This is a genomic window from Clostridium sp. 'White wine YQ', assembly GCF_028728205.1.
In the GTDB taxonomy this organism is placed as follows: domain Bacteria; phylum Bacillota; class Clostridia; order Clostridiales; family Clostridiaceae; genus Clostridium_T.
In genome coordinates, this window is the sequence record NZ_JAQYUU010000001.1 from 2,345,182 (window position 1) to 2,362,076 (window position 16,895).

Here is a 16,895-nt window from a genome sequence, read left to right on the forward strand (position 1 = left end):
TTTACTTACGTTTAAAAATCAAACTTCAATAGTTTACAATTTTTAAACTTCCTACCATACTACAAAATCATTTATTTAAATGCTCCTTTAAAGCACTTAAAGCTAATACATATCCATACTCACCAAACCCTGAAATCTGCCCAACACAAGCTGGGGCAGTGAAAGATTTATGCCTAAATTCTTCTCTTTTATGGATATTGGATAAATGCACCTCTACTGCTGGTATTGATACACTTTTTAATGCATCAAATAAAGCTATAGATGTATGTGTGTAAGCCCCCGGATTAATAACAATTCCGTGATACTTTTCTAAATATGCTTTCTGAATAAGGTTAATTAATTCCCCCTCAACATTATCTTGAAAAATATCTACTTCAAATCCTATTTTTTTACCTTCTTCCACCACATATGAACATATATCTTCATATGATTTTATGCCATATACATCTTTTTCTCTTATCCCAACAAAGTTGATATTGGGACCATTTAGGACCATTACTTTCATAGTTCCCTCCTAATATAGGGTTTTTTATAGGAAGCTTAATTTATTCTTGTTTAAATAAATTGTTAGTTGGACTTAAAACCCTGTATATTTCATATTAATGGTTACTCAAATTATATCACTTATTGCTATTTTAGAAACTATCTTTTCTACTACTTCTTCTAATGAGCCTTTATTTATAATAGTTAATTCGGAATACTTTTTATATAAACCATATCGTTCTTCATAAAGCTCATATAATCTTCCTACTCCATCATTTAATAGTGGTCTTGAATAAATATTAACATCTCCAATTATATCCTCTATGTTTCTATCAATAAATATTATGATACTATTTTCCTTAAGGTACTCTATATTTTCTCTACGCTTTATTACGCCTCCGCCAGTTGAGATAACTTTACTAGAGCATTTAGATAATTCCTTACATGCAATAGTTTCCTTATCTCTAAAGAAAGTCTCACTTTCTTGAAACATCTCTTTTATTGTTTGTCCTTGGCTTTCTTCAATGTACTGGTCCATGTCAACAAATCCGTATTGAAATTTTTCTGATATTAGCTTTCCTATGGTTGTCTTTCCACATCCAGGCATTCCTATTAAAACTATATTTTTCCCCATAAATACTCCTCTAGTTTAAAACATTTTTGAAAGCTTATTGTATATTTCATTACTTATATTTTCATCAATAACTCTTTCTTGCCATATCTCTTCAGCCTTAACTGCTTGATCTACTAGCATATACATTCCATTTATAGTCTTAAGTCCAAGTTCTTTACCTAATCTTAATAACTTTGTTTCTTGAGGATTATATATAATATCTACAATAACTTCAAAGTTACTTATTATATCTTTATTTACAGGGGTTTCATTTATATTAGGATACATACCTACAGGTGTAGTATTTATTAACATATCTCCACTTATATTACTAAGCTCTTCATATGAAACTACAATAATATCTGTATTATCGTTACCCTTAATGCTTTCCTTGTTTCTAGAAACCATATAAATCTTCTTAACTTTATTATCCCTAAGACATTGAATTACTGACTTCGAAGCTCCTCCTGTACCTAAAACCACTGCAATCTTATCTTTTAATATTATATCTTCTCTTTTTAACATATTTTGAAAACCAAAATAGTCAGTATTATATCCATAAGATTTTCCATCTTTAAATACGATTGTGTTTACTGCATCAATATTTCTAGCTTCTTCTGATATAAAATCTAAATATTTCATTATTTCTTGCTTATATGGGATTGTAACATTTACCCCTGATATTCCTAATACATTTATTGCTTCTATAACTTTAAATAAATCTTCTTTTTTTATTTGAAATAATGCATAGTTTCCATTTATATTTAGATTCTTAAATATTTGCTCATGTATTTCTGGAGATAAAGAATGACCAAGCTTTTCGCCTAATAATCCATATAGTTTCATAAGCTTACCCCCTTAAATGCACCTAGCAATCTATAATATGAACTATTTTTCTGAATCAGTGTTAATGTGTTATTTACAGAATCCTCTTCCAAATTTCCTTGGAAATCTATATAGAAATAGTATTTCCAAGGTTCTTTCCCAACAGGTCTTGATTCTATTTTAACCATATTAAGTCCATTTCTATTAATATAACTTAACATATTAAATAGTGTTCCTACCTTGTTTTCAAGGGTAAATACTACCGATATTCTGTCTTTTTCCTTTGAGTTTTCTATAGTTTTTCCGATTACTATAAATCTAGTGTGATTGCTTTCTTCATTATTTATGTTTTCTTTTAGTATATCTAATCCATATATTGATGCTGCCCTTTTAGATGCTATAGCTGCTTTGGTACAATCATTTGTTTCACTTATTAATTTTGCGGCAAGTGCTGTGTTATTATTAGGGATCTTTTTCCACTCAGGATATTTCTTCAAAAAATTACTGCTTTGCTGAAGTCCTTGAGTATGAGAATAGACCTCTTTTATTAACTCTATTTTAGATCCCCTGCAGCCTAACAAATGTTGTGTAATAGAAATTGATTCCTCACCTACAATATAAAACCCATATTTTCTAAGTAAATCATAAACATCATTAACTGCTCCAGTTGAGGAATTCTCTATTGGCACTACACCATAGTCTATTTCACCATTTTTTAATCCAACAAATACTCCTTCAAACTCTTCATAGCTTTTTCTTTTATGATTTTCACCAAAATATTTTAATAATGCCTCTTCAGAAAATGATCCTTCAGTTCCACCATAACCAATCTTTAAGATATCAAGCTTTTCTGATGGCTCATGTATTTCTGCAATCTTAATTTTATTCTTTTCATTAATGACTTTTTCACGTTGGTATTCTTTGCTCACATCCATTAAGGATTGAAGGAATTCCTCAGCATATTTTTTAAGTTCTTCTTTTTGTATATGGTTTAAGTTTTTCTCTATTACAAGTTTTTCTCTATCTTCTTGAAATATAGGAAGATTATTTTCTTCTTTATATTTTGCAACATTTGCTACTAAGTCCATTCTTCTTTCAAATAAATCCATTAACTCCCTATCAATTTCATCAATCTTTTTTCTCCAGCCTTCTAACCCATCCATTTTTTCACCTCAACATTAAGTCTAAAATTCCAAGAGCACTTACAGCTTCAATTACAACTACTGCTCTTGAAACAATGCAAGGATCATGTCTTCCTACTACTTGCAACTTATCTTCTTGTTTTTTATTTATATCTATAGTATCTTGAATCTTTATAATTGAAGATGTAGGCTTAACTGCAGCTCTAAATATTATAGGCATTCCATTTGAAATTCCCCCTAATATTCCACCGTTATTATTTGTTTTAGTTTTTATTTCATCACCTTCATAATAATAACTGTCATTAGCTTCTGATCCTTTCATCTTCGTAATATCAAATCCAGCCCCAAATTCGATACCTTTCACTGCAGGTACAGAAAATACTAGATGTGCTAAGGTACTTTCTACTGAATCGAAAAATGGATCTCCAACACCTGCTGGAATACCTGATATTGCACATTCAACTACTCCACCTAAGGAATCTCCTTCTTTCTTTGCTTGAAGAATCAATTCTCTCATTTTTTCGCCTTGCTCATTATTTAATACTGATAAGTCAGAACCTTTTAATGAAGCTAATTGCTCTTTTGTAATTTCTAGTGGATTAAAACTATCATCTTCAATATTATTTATAGACTTCACATGAGCTCCGATATAAACACCTTTTTCCTTTAATATTTGCTCTGCTATAGCCCCAGCAAATACTAGTGGTGCTGTTATTCTTCCTGAAAAGTGACCTCCGCCTCTATAATCATTAAAACCTTGATATTTTATCTTAGCTGGATAATCCGAGTGTCCTGGTCTCATTAAATCTTTAAGCTTTGAATAATCTTGGCTTCTAGTATCACTATTTCTTATTATTCCACAAAGAGGTGCCCCTGTTGTTCTTCCTTCAAAAACTCCGCTTAAAATCTCTACCTTATCAGCCTCACTTCTTGCAGTAGAAATTTTGCTTCTTCCTGGTGCTCTTCTTTCCATCTTTTCGTTTATAGCTTCTATATCTAAAAGCACGCCTGATGGAAGTCCACTTATATTAATACCTATGGCATTTCCGTGTGATTCTCCAAATATTGATATTTGAATTTTATTGCCCCAAACTCCACTCATTGATCTTTCCTCCTAAACTCTTATAATCTCTCCAAAAACTTGGATAGGATTTCTTTACACAACCTGGATTTTCAATTGTTACCTTTTCTGTACAACAGGTAGCTGCAATAGCTAAACTCATGGCAATTCTATGATCATTCCATGAATGTACTATTCCGCCATTTAAGCTAGCTACTCCTTCAATAACTAGAGAATTTTCTAGTTCCTTCACATTTGCACCTAACTTATTCAATTCAGTAGATATAGCCTTTAATCTATCACATTCTTTAATTCTTAATCTTTCTGCATTAATTATATTAGTTGTCCCTTTAGTAACTGCTGCCAAAACAGTTAAAACTGGTATTATATCAGGACATTGAGAAGCATCAATTACTGTGTTTTTCTTATTCCTAGTTGCTACTTTTATGCCTACAGCATTTTCTTCTATTTCTCCGCCCATTCTTGCGATAATATCTAATATTTCCTTGTCTCCTTGTAGAGAATTTACATTTAAATCTTTAATTATAACATCACTGCCAATTGTATCTGCTACAAGGAAAAATGCAGCTTGAGAATAATCCCCCTCAACTCTATAATCCTTAGCCTTATAGCTTTGATTACCTTTTATTATGAATTCTCTATAATCATTGTTTATAATTTCTATACCATAAAGCTTAAGCATGCTTAGTGTTAAATCAATGTATCCTTTTGACTCAAGTTTAGTTGTAATAGTTATTTTAGAATCTTCTTTTAATAGAGGAAGTGAAAATAATAATCCACTAATAAATTGAGAACTAATATCTCCTCTTACCTTAAATTCTTCACCCTTTAACTCCCCTTCGACATTCAAATCAAGAACCCCATCTTCATAATCATATTTAATGCACTGTCTATCAAATATTTCATAGTAGGTATTTAATGGTCTTTTTCCCAAGTTTCCTTTACCAATAAAGTTGGTCCTTGAATCTTTTACTAAAGCTATAGGAACCATAAATCTAAGGGTTGAACCTGATTCGTTACAATCAATTAATCTTTCACTTTTTGTAAAAGTATTTTCTCCATCGATTTCTAAATAATCTTCGAAAACTTTTATTTCGGTTCCTAATGACTTCATTGCCTCAATAGTAGCTATAATATCTTCCGAGAACTCTATATTAGTTATTTTACTCTTCCCCTTACTTAAGGAGGCACAGATAACTGCCCTATGAGCCATACTTTTTGAAGGAGGTATTTTTACTTCTCCTTTTAATTTTCCTGGAGTAATAGTTAATTTATCCATAATATCCTCCTAAAATCATAAACTTGAGAAAAAGTCATCTTTTGTTTTGTATATATAACTTTCTCCTATATCCTTTAGTAATATTAAGTTTAGTGCATTATTTAAAAACTTCTTATCAAGCTTTATCACTTCAATTAGTTTGTTCTTATTCTCATTTTCTAAGGAATATGGTAATCCATATTTAATTAATATTTCTTTAATTTCTTCTGAAACCTTGCAACTAACTAAAGATTTTTTAGCTGCTACTTTCATTATTTCATACATTCCAATAGCTACACCTTCACCATGAGAATATTTTTCATAGTTATAATATTGCTCTATTGCATGCCCTAGTGTATGCCCGAAATTCAAAAGCATTCTTTCTCCAGTATCTTTTTCATCTTCCTCCACTACTCTTCTCTTAATATCACAACAAGTAAATATAATTGATTCAATATTGTTCATAAGGTCTTCTTCATCTTTAAAATTCTTTAACGTCTCAAAAAGATCCTTGTCTTTTATACAACCATATTTTATTACTTCAGCTAACCCATCTTTAAGAAATCTATCTGAAAGAGTATTTAAAACATCAGTGTCTATTACTACCATTTTAGGATGATAGAAACTTCCCACAAGATTCTTTCCTTTCTCTAAATCAACTCCAACTTTTCCTCCTACACTAGAATCTACTTGAGCTAAAAGTGATGTTGGAACTTGTATAAAAGGAACCCCTCTTAAAAAAGTTGAAGCAACAAATCCTGCTAAATCTCCAATAACTCCTCCGCCTAATGCTATGATTAAATCACTTCTTGTTAACTTAAAGCCTAGAAGTTCATTATAAATATGTGGTAGCGTATTAAAAGATTTTGTCTTTTCCCCTGGTGAAAGCACTATTGATTCTACTTTATATCCAGCTTCTTCTAGTGAAGTTTTTATATTTTCTCCATATATTCCATATACATTTTCATCAGAAATAATTGCTATCTTATATGCTTTTAAGCTAGTTTTTATTAAACTTGGAAGCTTGTTTAGGGCTCCCTTTTCTATATATATGGGATATGAATTTTCTCCTAGATTTACTTTTAAATTCAATGCAATCCCCCCAAATTTATATTTCTCTTCCTACCGCTGATGCAATTAGTGATAATTCCTTTACTAATTTGTCATACTCTTCTGGTCTTATGGACTGAGGTCCATCACAAAGAGCATTAACTGGGTCATTGTGTACTTCAATTATAAGCCCATCTGCCCCCACTGCTATTGCTGCTTTTGAAAGAGGATCTACCATCCAATTCTTTCCTGCAGCGTGACTAGGATCTACTACTACTGGTAAATGGCTTAGTTTCTTAATTGCAGGTATAGCACTTAAGTCTAATGTGTTTCTTGTGTAAGTTTCGAATGTTCTTATACCTCTTTCGCAAAGAATTACATTATTATTTCCACCAGCCATAATATACTCTGCAGACATCAATAACTCTTCAATTGTTGCTGATAATCCTCTTTTTAAAAGAATAGTTTTATTTGTTTTGCCTAATTCCTTAAGCAAGTCAAAGTTTTGCATATTCCTTGCTCCAACTTGTATAATATCAACATCTTCAACAAATCTATCTAAATATTGTGTTGACATAATTTCTGTTACAATTGGCATTCCTGTTTCTTTTCTTGCTATCTTAAGAAGGTCTAACCCCTCAGTTTCTAGTCCTTGGAAACTATATGGTGAAGTTCTTGGCTTAAAAGCTCCTCCTCTTAATAACTGTGCTCCAGATTCTTTTACACTTTTAGCAATTGATATTATTTGTTCTTCACTTTCTACTGAACAAGGTCCTGCTATAAGTGCAATCTTTTTTCCCCCAATAGTAATGCCATTTACATCCACCTTGGAATTCTCTGGATGAAACATTCTATTTGCCTTCTTGAATGGTTCTTGAACGTGCATAACCCTCTCAACGTTCCTATTTGCTTCAATTTTATTAGGATCAATCTTACTAGTGTCCCCAATTAGTCCTAATATCATTAATTCTTTTCCTATTACTGGATGTACTTCTACCCCAAGGTTTTCGATTGCTTTGGTTAAATTATCCACCTCAGCCTTTGATGTTTTTGGTTTTAAAATTACAATCATTAATAAATGCCCCCTTAAATTATTTAATTATTTATAAAAAAAATAAGGCCCATCTAATGAGCCTTATTTATCCAAGGTAATTTTTTATAATTAAAAGTTTAGTTAAGATTATCCTTACTCATTAGGAATTAACAACTATTTTATTACAGAACAATTGACCAGCGCTAAAATAAAAGCCCCAGCTAAAGTAAAAGTATCCAAAAAATTGTCCTGCTATTTTGTTAATTCTAGTAAGCATGATAACCTCCTGTGAGAAATTTTGTAAAATTCTTTTTTTCATTGTATACTAAAGATCATTCTCTGTCAACATTTAGAAATCCTTTACTGAAAATTTATTATAATGTCAATCATTTAAGTGCATCATATATTAGTATTAGTATTACTACTATTTCACATGGGGTGAAAGAACAAATGAGAAAAGACTTAGTAGTTTTAGAAACTCCTCGATTGGTACTCACTAAGCTGCAAGAAAATGATTCTTCAGTTTTGTTTAATTATTGGTCTGATAATGACGTTACTAAATATCTCAATATTGATTCATTAAAAACTAATGAAGAAGCAAAAGAAATCCTAAATTACTTTGAAGAATTATCACTAAAAAATAAAGGCTTCCGATGGGGTATTTTTTCTAAGGAATACAATATTCTAATTGGAACTTGTGGTTTCATCAAAGGTACATTAAATCAAGGTCATATTGGTGAAATTAGTTATGAACTTGGCAAAAGTTATTGGGGAAATGGTTATATGAAAGAAGCTTTAACTGCATTAATTTACTTTGGTTTTAATGATTATAGACTTAATAGAATTGAGGCTTATGTAAAACCTAAAAATACTGCTTCGATTAAAGTATTAGAAAACATGAATTTTATAAAAGAAGGAGTTCTTAGAGAACATCATCAAAATAAAGATAAATTTTATGATGTAGTTATATATTCACTACTAAGAAGAGAAACTAACATAAAATAAGAAGAAGATACTCCCTGTATCTTCTTCTTTATATTAATTACTAGTTATTGAAATATCTATCTAATAATCCTTTAAATGCTTTTCCATGTCTAGCTTCATCTTTACACATTTCGTGTACTGTATCATGAATAGCATCTAAGTTTAATTGTTTTGCTAATGTAGCTAAATCTTTTTTACCTTGGCAAGCACCATGCTCTGCATCTACTCTTGCTTGAAGATTTTTCTTAGTATCAGCTACAACAACTTCTCCAAGTAACTCAGCAAACTTTGAAGCATGTTCTGCTTCTTCAAAAGCTATTCTCTTATAAGCTTCTGCAACTTCTGGATATCCTTCTCTATCTGCTTGTCTAGACATTGCTAGGTACATTCCTACTTCAGTACATTCTCCAGTAAAGTTTTCTCTTAATCCTTGGATTATTCTTTCATCTACTCCATTAGCTACTCCGATTCTATGTTCATCAGCAAAGTTTAATTCTCCTGATTGTTCAACAAACTTTTCTGCACCAGCTCCACAAATTGGGCATTTTTCTGGAGCAACTTCTCCTTCGTAAACATATCCACATACTGTACAAACAAATTTTTTCATATTAAACTCCTCCTAAGAAATTAATTTTATTATATTTATTTTATTTATTTATCTTCCCGACATGTTTTATTATATAATAATAATTATTAGTTGTAAAGAGTTTTTCCAAAATTTATTTATATTTTTTTGATTTTTATCCTACAATGGGAAATTTCATTATTGTTTTGAATAAATCTCCATCAACTTCCACATTAAATTCTCCCCCTTGAAGCTCTGTAAGACCTTTCGAAATAGCTAGACCCAATCCTGACCCTTCTGTATTTCTCGACTTATCACCTCTCTTAAATCGTTCTGTTATTTCTTCATTATTAAAATCTATCTCGAAGGCTGAAATATTTTTCATTACAATCACAACTTCATCTTCATGTTTTTCAACATTAATATATACTCTTGTATTATCCAAAGAATACTTTAAAATATTAATAATTTGATTCTCAAATACTCTCCAAGTTCTCTTGCCGTCCACCATAACATATATTTTTTCACTTGGTGCATTTACTCTAAAATCTAGAGAACAATCTTTTATTCTTTCCTCAAATTCTGCCAAAGATTGTTTTAGTAAAGCGACTATATCAAGCCTTTCCATATTTAAATCTATTTCTCCGCTTGCAGCTCTAGAAGCTTCAAATAAATCTTCAATTAGAGTTTTTAATCTTTGAGATTTTCTATCTATAATCTTTATATAATCTTGGATGTCTTCACTAGATAAGTTCCCCTTTTTTATCAAATCAACATAATTTATTATTGAGGTTAGTGGCGTTTTTAAGTCGTGGGAGACATTTGTAATTAGCTCTGTTTTCATTCTTTCACTCTTTGTTTCATTCTTAATTGATTTTTCTAACCCGCTTTTAATGCTATTTATATTTTTAGCTAATGTGCCCAAGGTTCCGATTTGCTTTTCATCTATTTGATAATTTAAATCTCCACTGCAAATCATCTCTGAACCTTTTACAATCTTACTAAAACCCACTGTAAACTTCATTCCATAATAGCCCACTAAAGCTAAATAAGGAATTATATAAACTAAAATTATAATAATACTAAGTGTTAAGCTTCTTGATATTGGAATTAAGAATAGTGCAAAGATGAATACTAATGTTAATAGAACAAATATACTCACTTTTATTCCTATTGATTTCACTAAAAATACTTTCTTTACTTGGTTAAATAATCTATATAAAACACTGCTTTCTTTTATGACTCCTTTTATTCCAATTAGCTTAACTCTTTTTCTCAGTAGGATATAGGTGCACATTATGAAATAAATAGATAAAACTATCTTCTCTTCCGCACCATAAAAATTGAATACTAAACTAGTAAAGAAATTTAACAAATAAGCAATAAAAATGTTCAATACTAATTTCATTTCTAACCACATTTCTTTATATGCTCTAACTACAAAATTATCAATTAAATTTCTTCTATGCTTTATTACATATACTAAAGATAATAAAAGTAATACAACTGCTACTCCTTCTGAAATAGCAAATTTCATAAAATTATTTTGTCCATATAAAAATCTATCTTCAGCTTGTTTTATATTATCTTGATAATATAGCTTTTGAGGTAGCATTATTAGTAGCTTTATTTTTTCACTTTTTACTGCATCATAGGACCTAGAATCATAATCACTAAAGTAATTACCATTAATAGTTCCTGTTATATTCTCTAGTATGTTTCCTGCCTTTACTCCATCAAAAAGCACATAGAATCTAGCATCTTTTTGTAAGTTTTTAATCTCCTCACTATTACTAAACTCTTTTTCTAAGTTTGTTTTTAATATTTCGTCATTTTCACCATTATAAATTACATACTGAAAATTTTTATAAATATCAAATACTTTTTCTAAACTTTGATATGATGATTTTTTCTCTGATAATAATTCCTTTTTTGCATCTTCTTCAGTTGGTTTTGGAATTTTATTGTTAAATAGAGTAAGTCCTTCATCATAAGTTTTAAAATCTCCTAATTCAGGTATACTATAAAAAGTTCCTTCACCTGTTGTTATTTTATTAACTCCATCATTAGTTACATCACTAATTACATCATTAATTACTCCATTATTTACATCTTTATTTGCATCTCTTTTCTCATTTTCCTTTATTTGATCTAACTGAACTTTTATTGAATTATACTCATCTTCGTGTACCTTTAACCTATTTTGTATATCAGTCTTAGAAATTTCCTTAAATCTATCACTATTTTCTCCTGCTCCATACTTTGAGTATGAATCCATTAATGTACCATAAAAATCAAAAAGATTAGACTTAAATTCTATTGATTCTATAAAACTTGTTTTTCTATAAACATAACCTCTTACCAGTTCAGGTATTATTATCGTTTGAGCAAATAATGAAGAAATTAATATTATAAGACATAAAAAATATATAAATTTATTGTTTTTCAATTTTATAGCCAATTCCCCACACCACCTTTAAATATCTAGGTTCTTTTGGATTTATTTCTATTTTTTCTCTTATTCTTCTTATGTGAACTGTTACCGTATCTGCATTAAAAGATGGCTCATTCCAAACTCTTTCATATATTTCTTCAATTGAAAATACTCTTCCCTTATTCTCCATAAGTAAGGTAAGAATTTTTAATTCTAATGGAGTTACCTTTACATCTTGTCCATCTACCTTAAATTCCTTAGTTAATTTATTTAAATATAATCCTCCAACTACTATAGCTCCTTCAGGTTCTCCAACGTAATTGCCAAACTTAATATATCTTCTTAAATGTGATTTTACTCTCGCGATTAATTCTATGGGATTAAAAGGCTTTGTAATATAATCATCTGCTCCTAAATTAAGCCCCAATATCTTGTCAGTATCTTGTGATTTTGCTGATAGCATTATTATTGGTATGTTTTTGCTTTCTCTTATTTTTAATGTAACTCTCATTCCATCCATTTTAGGCATCATAATATCCATAATAATAAGATGTATCTCTTCTGAACTTAAAATATCTAAGGCCTCTAGTCCATCATAAGCTTTAAATACGTTATATCCTTCATTTCTTAAATATATCTCTATTGCATCTGTTATTTCTATTTCATCATCTACTACCAATATGTTCTCTTTAGTCATATACTCTCCCCCTCATCTCTTCTCCCATATATTATATCACCTCCTAAGGAACCACCTTAAGATAAATGGTAAAATAAAAGAATTACAAAGTAACCTCTGTAATTCTTACAATTCCCTTACAAAATTAATTAATTTATCTAATTTCTTTTCCAAACGGCATTAAACTAAGCTGAGCTAATTTAAAAAACTGTAACCCAAAAGGAATTCCTACTATAGTTAAGCATAAAATCACACCTGATATTAAATTACCTAATGCAAGCTCGATTCCTCCAAAAATGATCCAAAGTATATTAGCTAAGAAGGCTACTCCTCCATTATCAACTGTAACCACCTCTTTGCCAAAAGGTGCAAACTGTAGCGATGCCATCTTGAAACATTGAACTCCTATTGGTATCCCCACAATAGTCAAACACCAAAGGGCTCCAAAAAATAACCATGCGATACTGTGTATTAACCCTCCAAAAACAATCCATATAATATTACCAAAAAAGCTCATTTCAACACTCTCCTTTTGATATATTATATATAATTATTTTTATTTTTGAGTACCTTATAGTTAAAAATTATAAAATCTTAAGATTTATTTTTATGCCACAATATATCCTCCTAATTTCATTCTTGATTTACCCATTGAAATATCATATAATAACATATAATGTAATAACTTAATGCATTGATTAGAAGTAGTAGTATTGAATTTCATTTTTAGAGAGCTATTGGTTGGTGTAAAATAGTATTGAAACAATATGAACTTGTCTAGGAGCTTCTTTGTAAAAGCAAAGACGTTAACCACGTTAAGGTTTTAAGTGAGAATAGTATATTTATTCTAACAAGAGTGGTACCGCGGAATGTAACCTTTCGTCTCTTAATTTAGAGATGAGAGGTTTTTATTTTTATATTTTAAGGAGGAAAAATTATGGGAAACTACGGAACTTCCATTGATAGGAAATGGCAAGATAAGTGGGAAGAAACAAAACTTTATGAGTTTGATAAAGAAAATTTAGATAAGAAGTTATATGTATTAGAGATGTTTTCTTATCCATCAGGAAGCCAACTTCATGCAGGACACTGGTTTAACTATGGTCCAGTAGATTCATGGGCAAGATTTAAAAGAATGAATGGATATAATGTATTTCAACCAATGGGTTTTGATGCATTTGGTCTTCCAGCTGAAAACTATGCTATTAAGACAGGAATTCATCCACATGATTCCACTTTAAAAAACATAGAAACTATGGAAAAGCAGCTTAAAGCTATGGGAGCTATGTTTAACTGGGAAAGTGAAGTTGTTACTTGTCTTCCAGACTACTATAAATGGACTCAATGGGTATTTTTAGAACTATTTGAAAAAGGATTAGCATATAGAAAAAAAGCCCCTGTAAATTGGTGTCCATCATGTAACACAGTTCTTGCTAATGAACAAGTTATAGATGGTGTATGTGAAAGATGTTCCACTGAAGTTACTAAAAAAGACCTAACTCAATGGTTCTTAAAAATAACTGATTATGCTGATGAATTATTAGAAAAACTTGATACATTAGATTGGCCTGAAAAAACTGTTGCAATGCAAAAGCATTGGATTGGAAGATCTACTGGTGCTCAAGTTACCTTTAAATTAAAAGATTCTGATTTAAGTTTTGATGTATTTACTACAAGAGTTGATACTCTATATGGTGTAACTTATGTAGTTTTAGCTCCTGAGAATCCATTAGTGGATGAAATTACAAAAGCTGAACAAAAAGCAGTTGTTGATGCTTATAAAGAAGAAGCTAAAAAGCAATCTGATATAGAAAGACAATCAATCTCTAGAGAAAAAACTGGAGTGTTTACAGGCTCCTATGCTATTAACCCTATAAACGGAAGAGAAGTTCCTGTATGGGTTGGAGACTATGTTTTAGCTACTTATGGTACTGGTGCTGTAATGGCTGTTCCTGCACATGATGAAAGAGATTTTACTTTTGCTCAAAAGTTTAACTTACCAATTGAAAGAGTTATTAATGCAAAAGACGGTTCTTCTCCTGAACTTCCATATTGCGAATATGGCGTATTAACAAACTCTGGAGAATTTGATGGATTAACAACTGAAGAAGGTAAGGTTAAACTTGTTGAAAAGCTTGCTAAAAACAACTTAGGTGAACAAAAAGTTAATTACAGATTAAGAGACTGGTTAGTTTCAAGACAAAGATATTGGGGTTCACCAATTCCAATAATTCATTGTGAGAAGTGTGGAACTGTTCCTGTTCCAGAAAAGGACCTTCCAGTTCAATTACCTTATGATGTTGAATTTGCACCTGATGGAAAATCACCTCTAGCAAAAAATGAAGAATTTATAAATACAACTTGTCCTTGTTGTGGAGGCCCTGCAAAAAGAGAAGCTGATACATTAGATACATTTGTATGCTCTTCTTTCTATTATTTAAGATACGCTGATGCTCATAACAATGATAAAGCTTTTGATCCTGAAACAATAAATAAGATGCTACCAGTTGATAAATATGTTGGTGGTCCGGAACATGCATGTATGCACTTACTATATGCTAGATTTATTACAAAAGCATTAAGAGATATGGGATATCTAAACTTTGATGAACCATTCTTAAGCTTAACTCACCAAGGACTAATACTTGGACCAGATGGATTAAAGATGAGTAAATCTAAAGGAAATACAATATCGCCTGACGACTATATTAAACAATATGGTGCAGATGTATTTAGAATGTATTTGATGTTTGGATTTGCTTATACTGAAGGTGGAGCTTGGAGTGATGATGGAATTAAATCTGTTAATAGATTTGTTGAAAGAATTGAAAGAATTCTAGAAACTTCAAGAGAGTTAATTTCTAAAGGAGATAATTCTAAAACTACCTTAGACAAGGCTGAAAAAGAGCTTAATTTCTGGAGACATAACACAATTAAAGCTGTTACTGATGATACTGATAAACTTCAATTTAACACAGCTATAGCTAGAATGATGGAATTTATAAATGCTCTTTCAAAATATGTTCAAGAATCTACACTAAATTTAGATTTCTTAAAATCAGTTGTAGATGATTATTTAAGACTACTTGCACCGTTTGCACCTCATTTCTCTGAGGAACAATGGAGTTTACTTGGAAATTCATACTCTATTTTTAATGATGCTTGGCCAAAATTTGATCCAAAAGCACTTGTTAAGGATGAAGTTGAAATAGCTGTACAAGTAAATGGTAAGATCAAAGCTAAAATAAATGTTTCTTCTGACTTAAATGAAGATGGAATAAAAGAAGCTTCTTTAGGTAATGACATGGTTAAAGCAGCTATCGATGGAAAAACTGTAGTTAAGGTTATAGTTATAAAAGGTAGACTTGTAAATATTGTAGTAAAATAATAAATGAGCTGTTTCAGTTATGAAACAGCTCATTTTCATTTATAACACTTCACTAAATGCATGTAAAACTTCTTTAACTATATTCTCGTCCATAGGCTTAAAGTTCTTAAAATACTTAGTTTCTTCAAATTTATTATATAAATCTCTAACCATGCTAAGCCACTCTTCTGGTATATATACCCATACCAAGTCTTCCATTTGGCAGCTTAACAAGAACCTTTCTAATCCCCAAAATGAATACTCAGTAATATTATGTAACTTATTAAATCTAATATAATCACTTACAACATCTAGGCTTAATTCATAACTATATATATCCACGAAGAAAAAATCAAATTCTTCTCCTTTTACACTAAAAGCATCCTCATTTATAATTCTAATCTTTGGATTTTCATTGAAACTTTTATAATAGAGTTCAATAATCTCTTTTGATTTCTCGTATACTATTACTTCTTTTACTTGAGGTTTTTTAATTATTTCTTGCACATAATAACCTAGTCCTAATCCTACTACTCCAACTTTTCCTTTTGCTCTCTTTATACTTTCAAAGCATCCTTCTATCTCTAATGGGGATAAACTCATAATTATTCCATCACTTGAACTAAGTTCTAAAATAGCGTTATTACACTCTTCATCAGCCTTAAAAAGATAGTGTTCAACTGGCTTATTTATACCATCTTTTTTTATTATTTTGAAGTCTCCTAATTGATTCTCTTTAATAACTGCATTGTATTCTTCAATTTTATCTATATAATATGCTCTATCAAAGGGCATCTAATCACATCCTAACTATAGCTTTTGCCTTTGTTCTATTTTATTTCAATTAATAGTATAAATCAAATACTAAATATAAATGCACTTAATATTATAATAACACAACTTACATATACTAGAAATAATTATTATATTTCCCCTCTTGATGTTTTCACCAAAATAAACTATAATGTAAACAATAATTATTATCATTAATGAGAAGTAGGTGAATTGTATGAGTAAATTTATATTAAGTGAAGAAGCCTATACTGAATTTAAAGGCTTTTTAGGTGAAAATGATATTGCTGACTTTAATGTAAGAATTAATCTTGCTGGATATGGTTGCAGTGGTCCTGCGTTCAATATTTCAATAGAAGAACCAAAGGAATCTGATACTGTTGAAAAAGTTAACGATATTACATTTTTTGCTGATAATGCACTAGTTGATGAATTTGGTGGATTTATCATTTTATCAACAGATGAAAATGACGGTAGAGGCTTAAGTCTAAGACCTGTTATAGAACCAGAAGCTTCTGGTTGTGGAACTTGTTCTGGCTGTCATTAATCTCACTATAATAGAGAGTTTCAACTCGAAAATTGAGTTACTATA

16 protein-coding genes and 1 other annotated feature are annotated in these 16,895 nt (G+C 30.3%); of the genes, 3 read left to right on the forward strand and 13 right to left on the reverse strand.

The features are described 5' to 3' along the window. Positions 1 to 67: 67 nt before the first annotated feature. From aroQ to aroF, 8 genes are all read right to left on the reverse strand, one after another. Positions 68 to 505: a type II 3-dehydroquinate dehydratase gene (gene aroQ, locus PTZ02_RS11650; RefSeq protein ID WP_238882157.1), complete on the reverse strand. Its 438-nt coding sequence runs from the start codon at positions 503 to 505 to the stop codon at positions 68 to 70. A gap of 105 nt (positions 506 to 610) precedes the next feature. Further along, positions 611 to 1,117, reverse strand: coding sequence for a shikimate kinase (locus tag PTZ02_RS11655; protein ID WP_274227951.1), 507 nt, complete (start codon positions 1,115 to 1,117; stop codon positions 611 to 613). A 15-nt stretch (positions 1,118 to 1,132) separates the two neighbouring features. Next, positions 1,133 to 1,942 (reverse strand): shikimate dehydrogenase, encoded by an 810-nt coding sequence (gene aroE / locus PTZ02_RS11660; RefSeq protein ID WP_274227952.1) that lies wholly within the window; start codon positions 1,940 to 1,942, stop codon positions 1,133 to 1,135. Beyond that, positions 1,939 to 3,084 (reverse strand): prephenate dehydratase, encoded by a 1,146-nt coding sequence (gene pheA, locus PTZ02_RS11665; protein WP_274227953.1) that lies wholly within the window; start codon positions 3,082 to 3,084, stop codon positions 1,939 to 1,941. The genes aroE and pheA overlap by 4 nt, the downstream gene beginning before the upstream one ends. Before the next feature lie 4 nt (positions 3,085 to 3,088). Further along, on the reverse strand, positions 3,089 to 4,165 hold the full coding sequence (gene aroC, locus PTZ02_RS11670; protein ID WP_274227954.1) for a chorismate synthase: 1,077 nt from the start codon (positions 4,163 to 4,165) through the stop codon (positions 3,089 to 3,091). Then, positions 4,143 to 5,423, reverse strand: a complete 1,281-nt coding sequence (gene aroA / locus PTZ02_RS11675; RefSeq protein WP_274227955.1) for a 3-phosphoshikimate 1-carboxyvinyltransferase — start codon at positions 5,421 to 5,423, stop codon at positions 4,143 to 4,145. Before aroA ends, aroC begins: the two co-directional genes overlap by 23 nt. A 15-nt stretch (positions 5,424 to 5,438) precedes the next feature. After that, positions 5,439 to 6,494, reverse strand: coding sequence for a 3-dehydroquinate synthase (gene aroB, locus PTZ02_RS11680; RefSeq protein WP_274227956.1), 1,056 nt, complete (start codon positions 6,492 to 6,494; stop codon positions 5,439 to 5,441). 16 nt (positions 6,495 to 6,510) lie between these two features. Then, positions 6,511 to 7,524, reverse strand: a complete 1,014-nt coding sequence (gene aroF / locus PTZ02_RS11685) for a 3-deoxy-7-phosphoheptulonate synthase (protein ID WP_274227957.1) — start codon at positions 7,522 to 7,524, stop codon at positions 6,511 to 6,513. 411 nt (positions 7,525 to 7,935) lie between these two features. On the opposite strand from aroF, the gene PTZ02_RS11690 reads away from it, so the two are divergent. Then, positions 7,936 to 8,490: a GNAT family N-acetyltransferase gene (locus tag PTZ02_RS11690; RefSeq protein WP_274227958.1), complete on the forward strand. Its 555-nt coding sequence runs from the start codon at positions 7,936 to 7,938 to the stop codon at positions 8,488 to 8,490. 40 nt (positions 8,491 to 8,530) lie between these two features. Here the strand turns inward: PTZ02_RS11690 and PTZ02_RS11695 are convergent, their stop codons facing one another. From PTZ02_RS11695 to PTZ02_RS11710, 4 genes are all read right to left on the reverse strand, one after another. After that, on the reverse strand, positions 8,531 to 9,076 hold the full coding sequence (locus PTZ02_RS11695) for an NADH peroxidase (protein ID WP_202769420.1): 546 nt from the start codon (positions 9,074 to 9,076) through the stop codon (positions 8,531 to 8,533). Between the two features lie 133 nt (positions 9,077 to 9,209). After that, positions 9,210 to 11,495, reverse strand: coding sequence for a sensor histidine kinase (locus PTZ02_RS11700; protein ID WP_274227959.1), 2,286 nt, complete (start codon positions 11,493 to 11,495; stop codon positions 9,210 to 9,212). Continuing rightward, a complete protein-coding gene (locus PTZ02_RS11705; protein ID WP_274227960.1) occupies positions 11,470 to 12,165 on the reverse strand; it encodes a response regulator transcription factor in 696 nt (231 codons plus the stop codon). The genes PTZ02_RS11700 and PTZ02_RS11705 overlap by 26 nt, the downstream gene beginning before the upstream one ends. Positions 12,166 to 12,298: 133 nt before the next feature. Then, positions 12,299 to 12,661, reverse strand: a complete 363-nt coding sequence (locus PTZ02_RS11710) for a YccF domain-containing protein (RefSeq protein WP_274227961.1) — start codon at positions 12,659 to 12,661, stop codon at positions 12,299 to 12,301. A 168-nt stretch (positions 12,662 to 12,829) separates the two neighbouring features. Next, positions 12,830 to 13,034, forward strand: a binding site (T-box leader). A gap of 47 nt (positions 13,035 to 13,081) precedes the next feature. Between PTZ02_RS11710 and leuS the strand changes: the two genes are divergently transcribed. Beyond that, positions 13,082 to 15,532 (forward strand): leucine--tRNA ligase, encoded by a 2,451-nt coding sequence (leuS, locus tag PTZ02_RS11715; RefSeq protein ID WP_274227962.1) that lies wholly within the window; start codon positions 13,082 to 13,084, stop codon positions 15,530 to 15,532. Between the two features lie 39 nt (positions 15,533 to 15,571). Here the strand turns inward: leuS and PTZ02_RS11720 are convergent, their stop codons facing one another. Further along, positions 15,572 to 16,306: a hypothetical protein gene (locus PTZ02_RS11720; RefSeq protein ID WP_274227963.1), complete on the reverse strand. Its 735-nt coding sequence runs from the start codon at positions 16,304 to 16,306 to the stop codon at positions 15,572 to 15,574. 214 nt (positions 16,307 to 16,520) lie between these two features. On the opposite strand from PTZ02_RS11720, the gene PTZ02_RS11725 reads away from it, so the two are divergent. Further along, positions 16,521 to 16,850: a HesB-like protein gene (locus PTZ02_RS11725; RefSeq protein WP_238882170.1), complete on the forward strand. Its 330-nt coding sequence runs from the start codon at positions 16,521 to 16,523 to the stop codon at positions 16,848 to 16,850. The last annotated feature ends 45 nt before the right edge of the window (positions 16,851 to 16,895 follow it).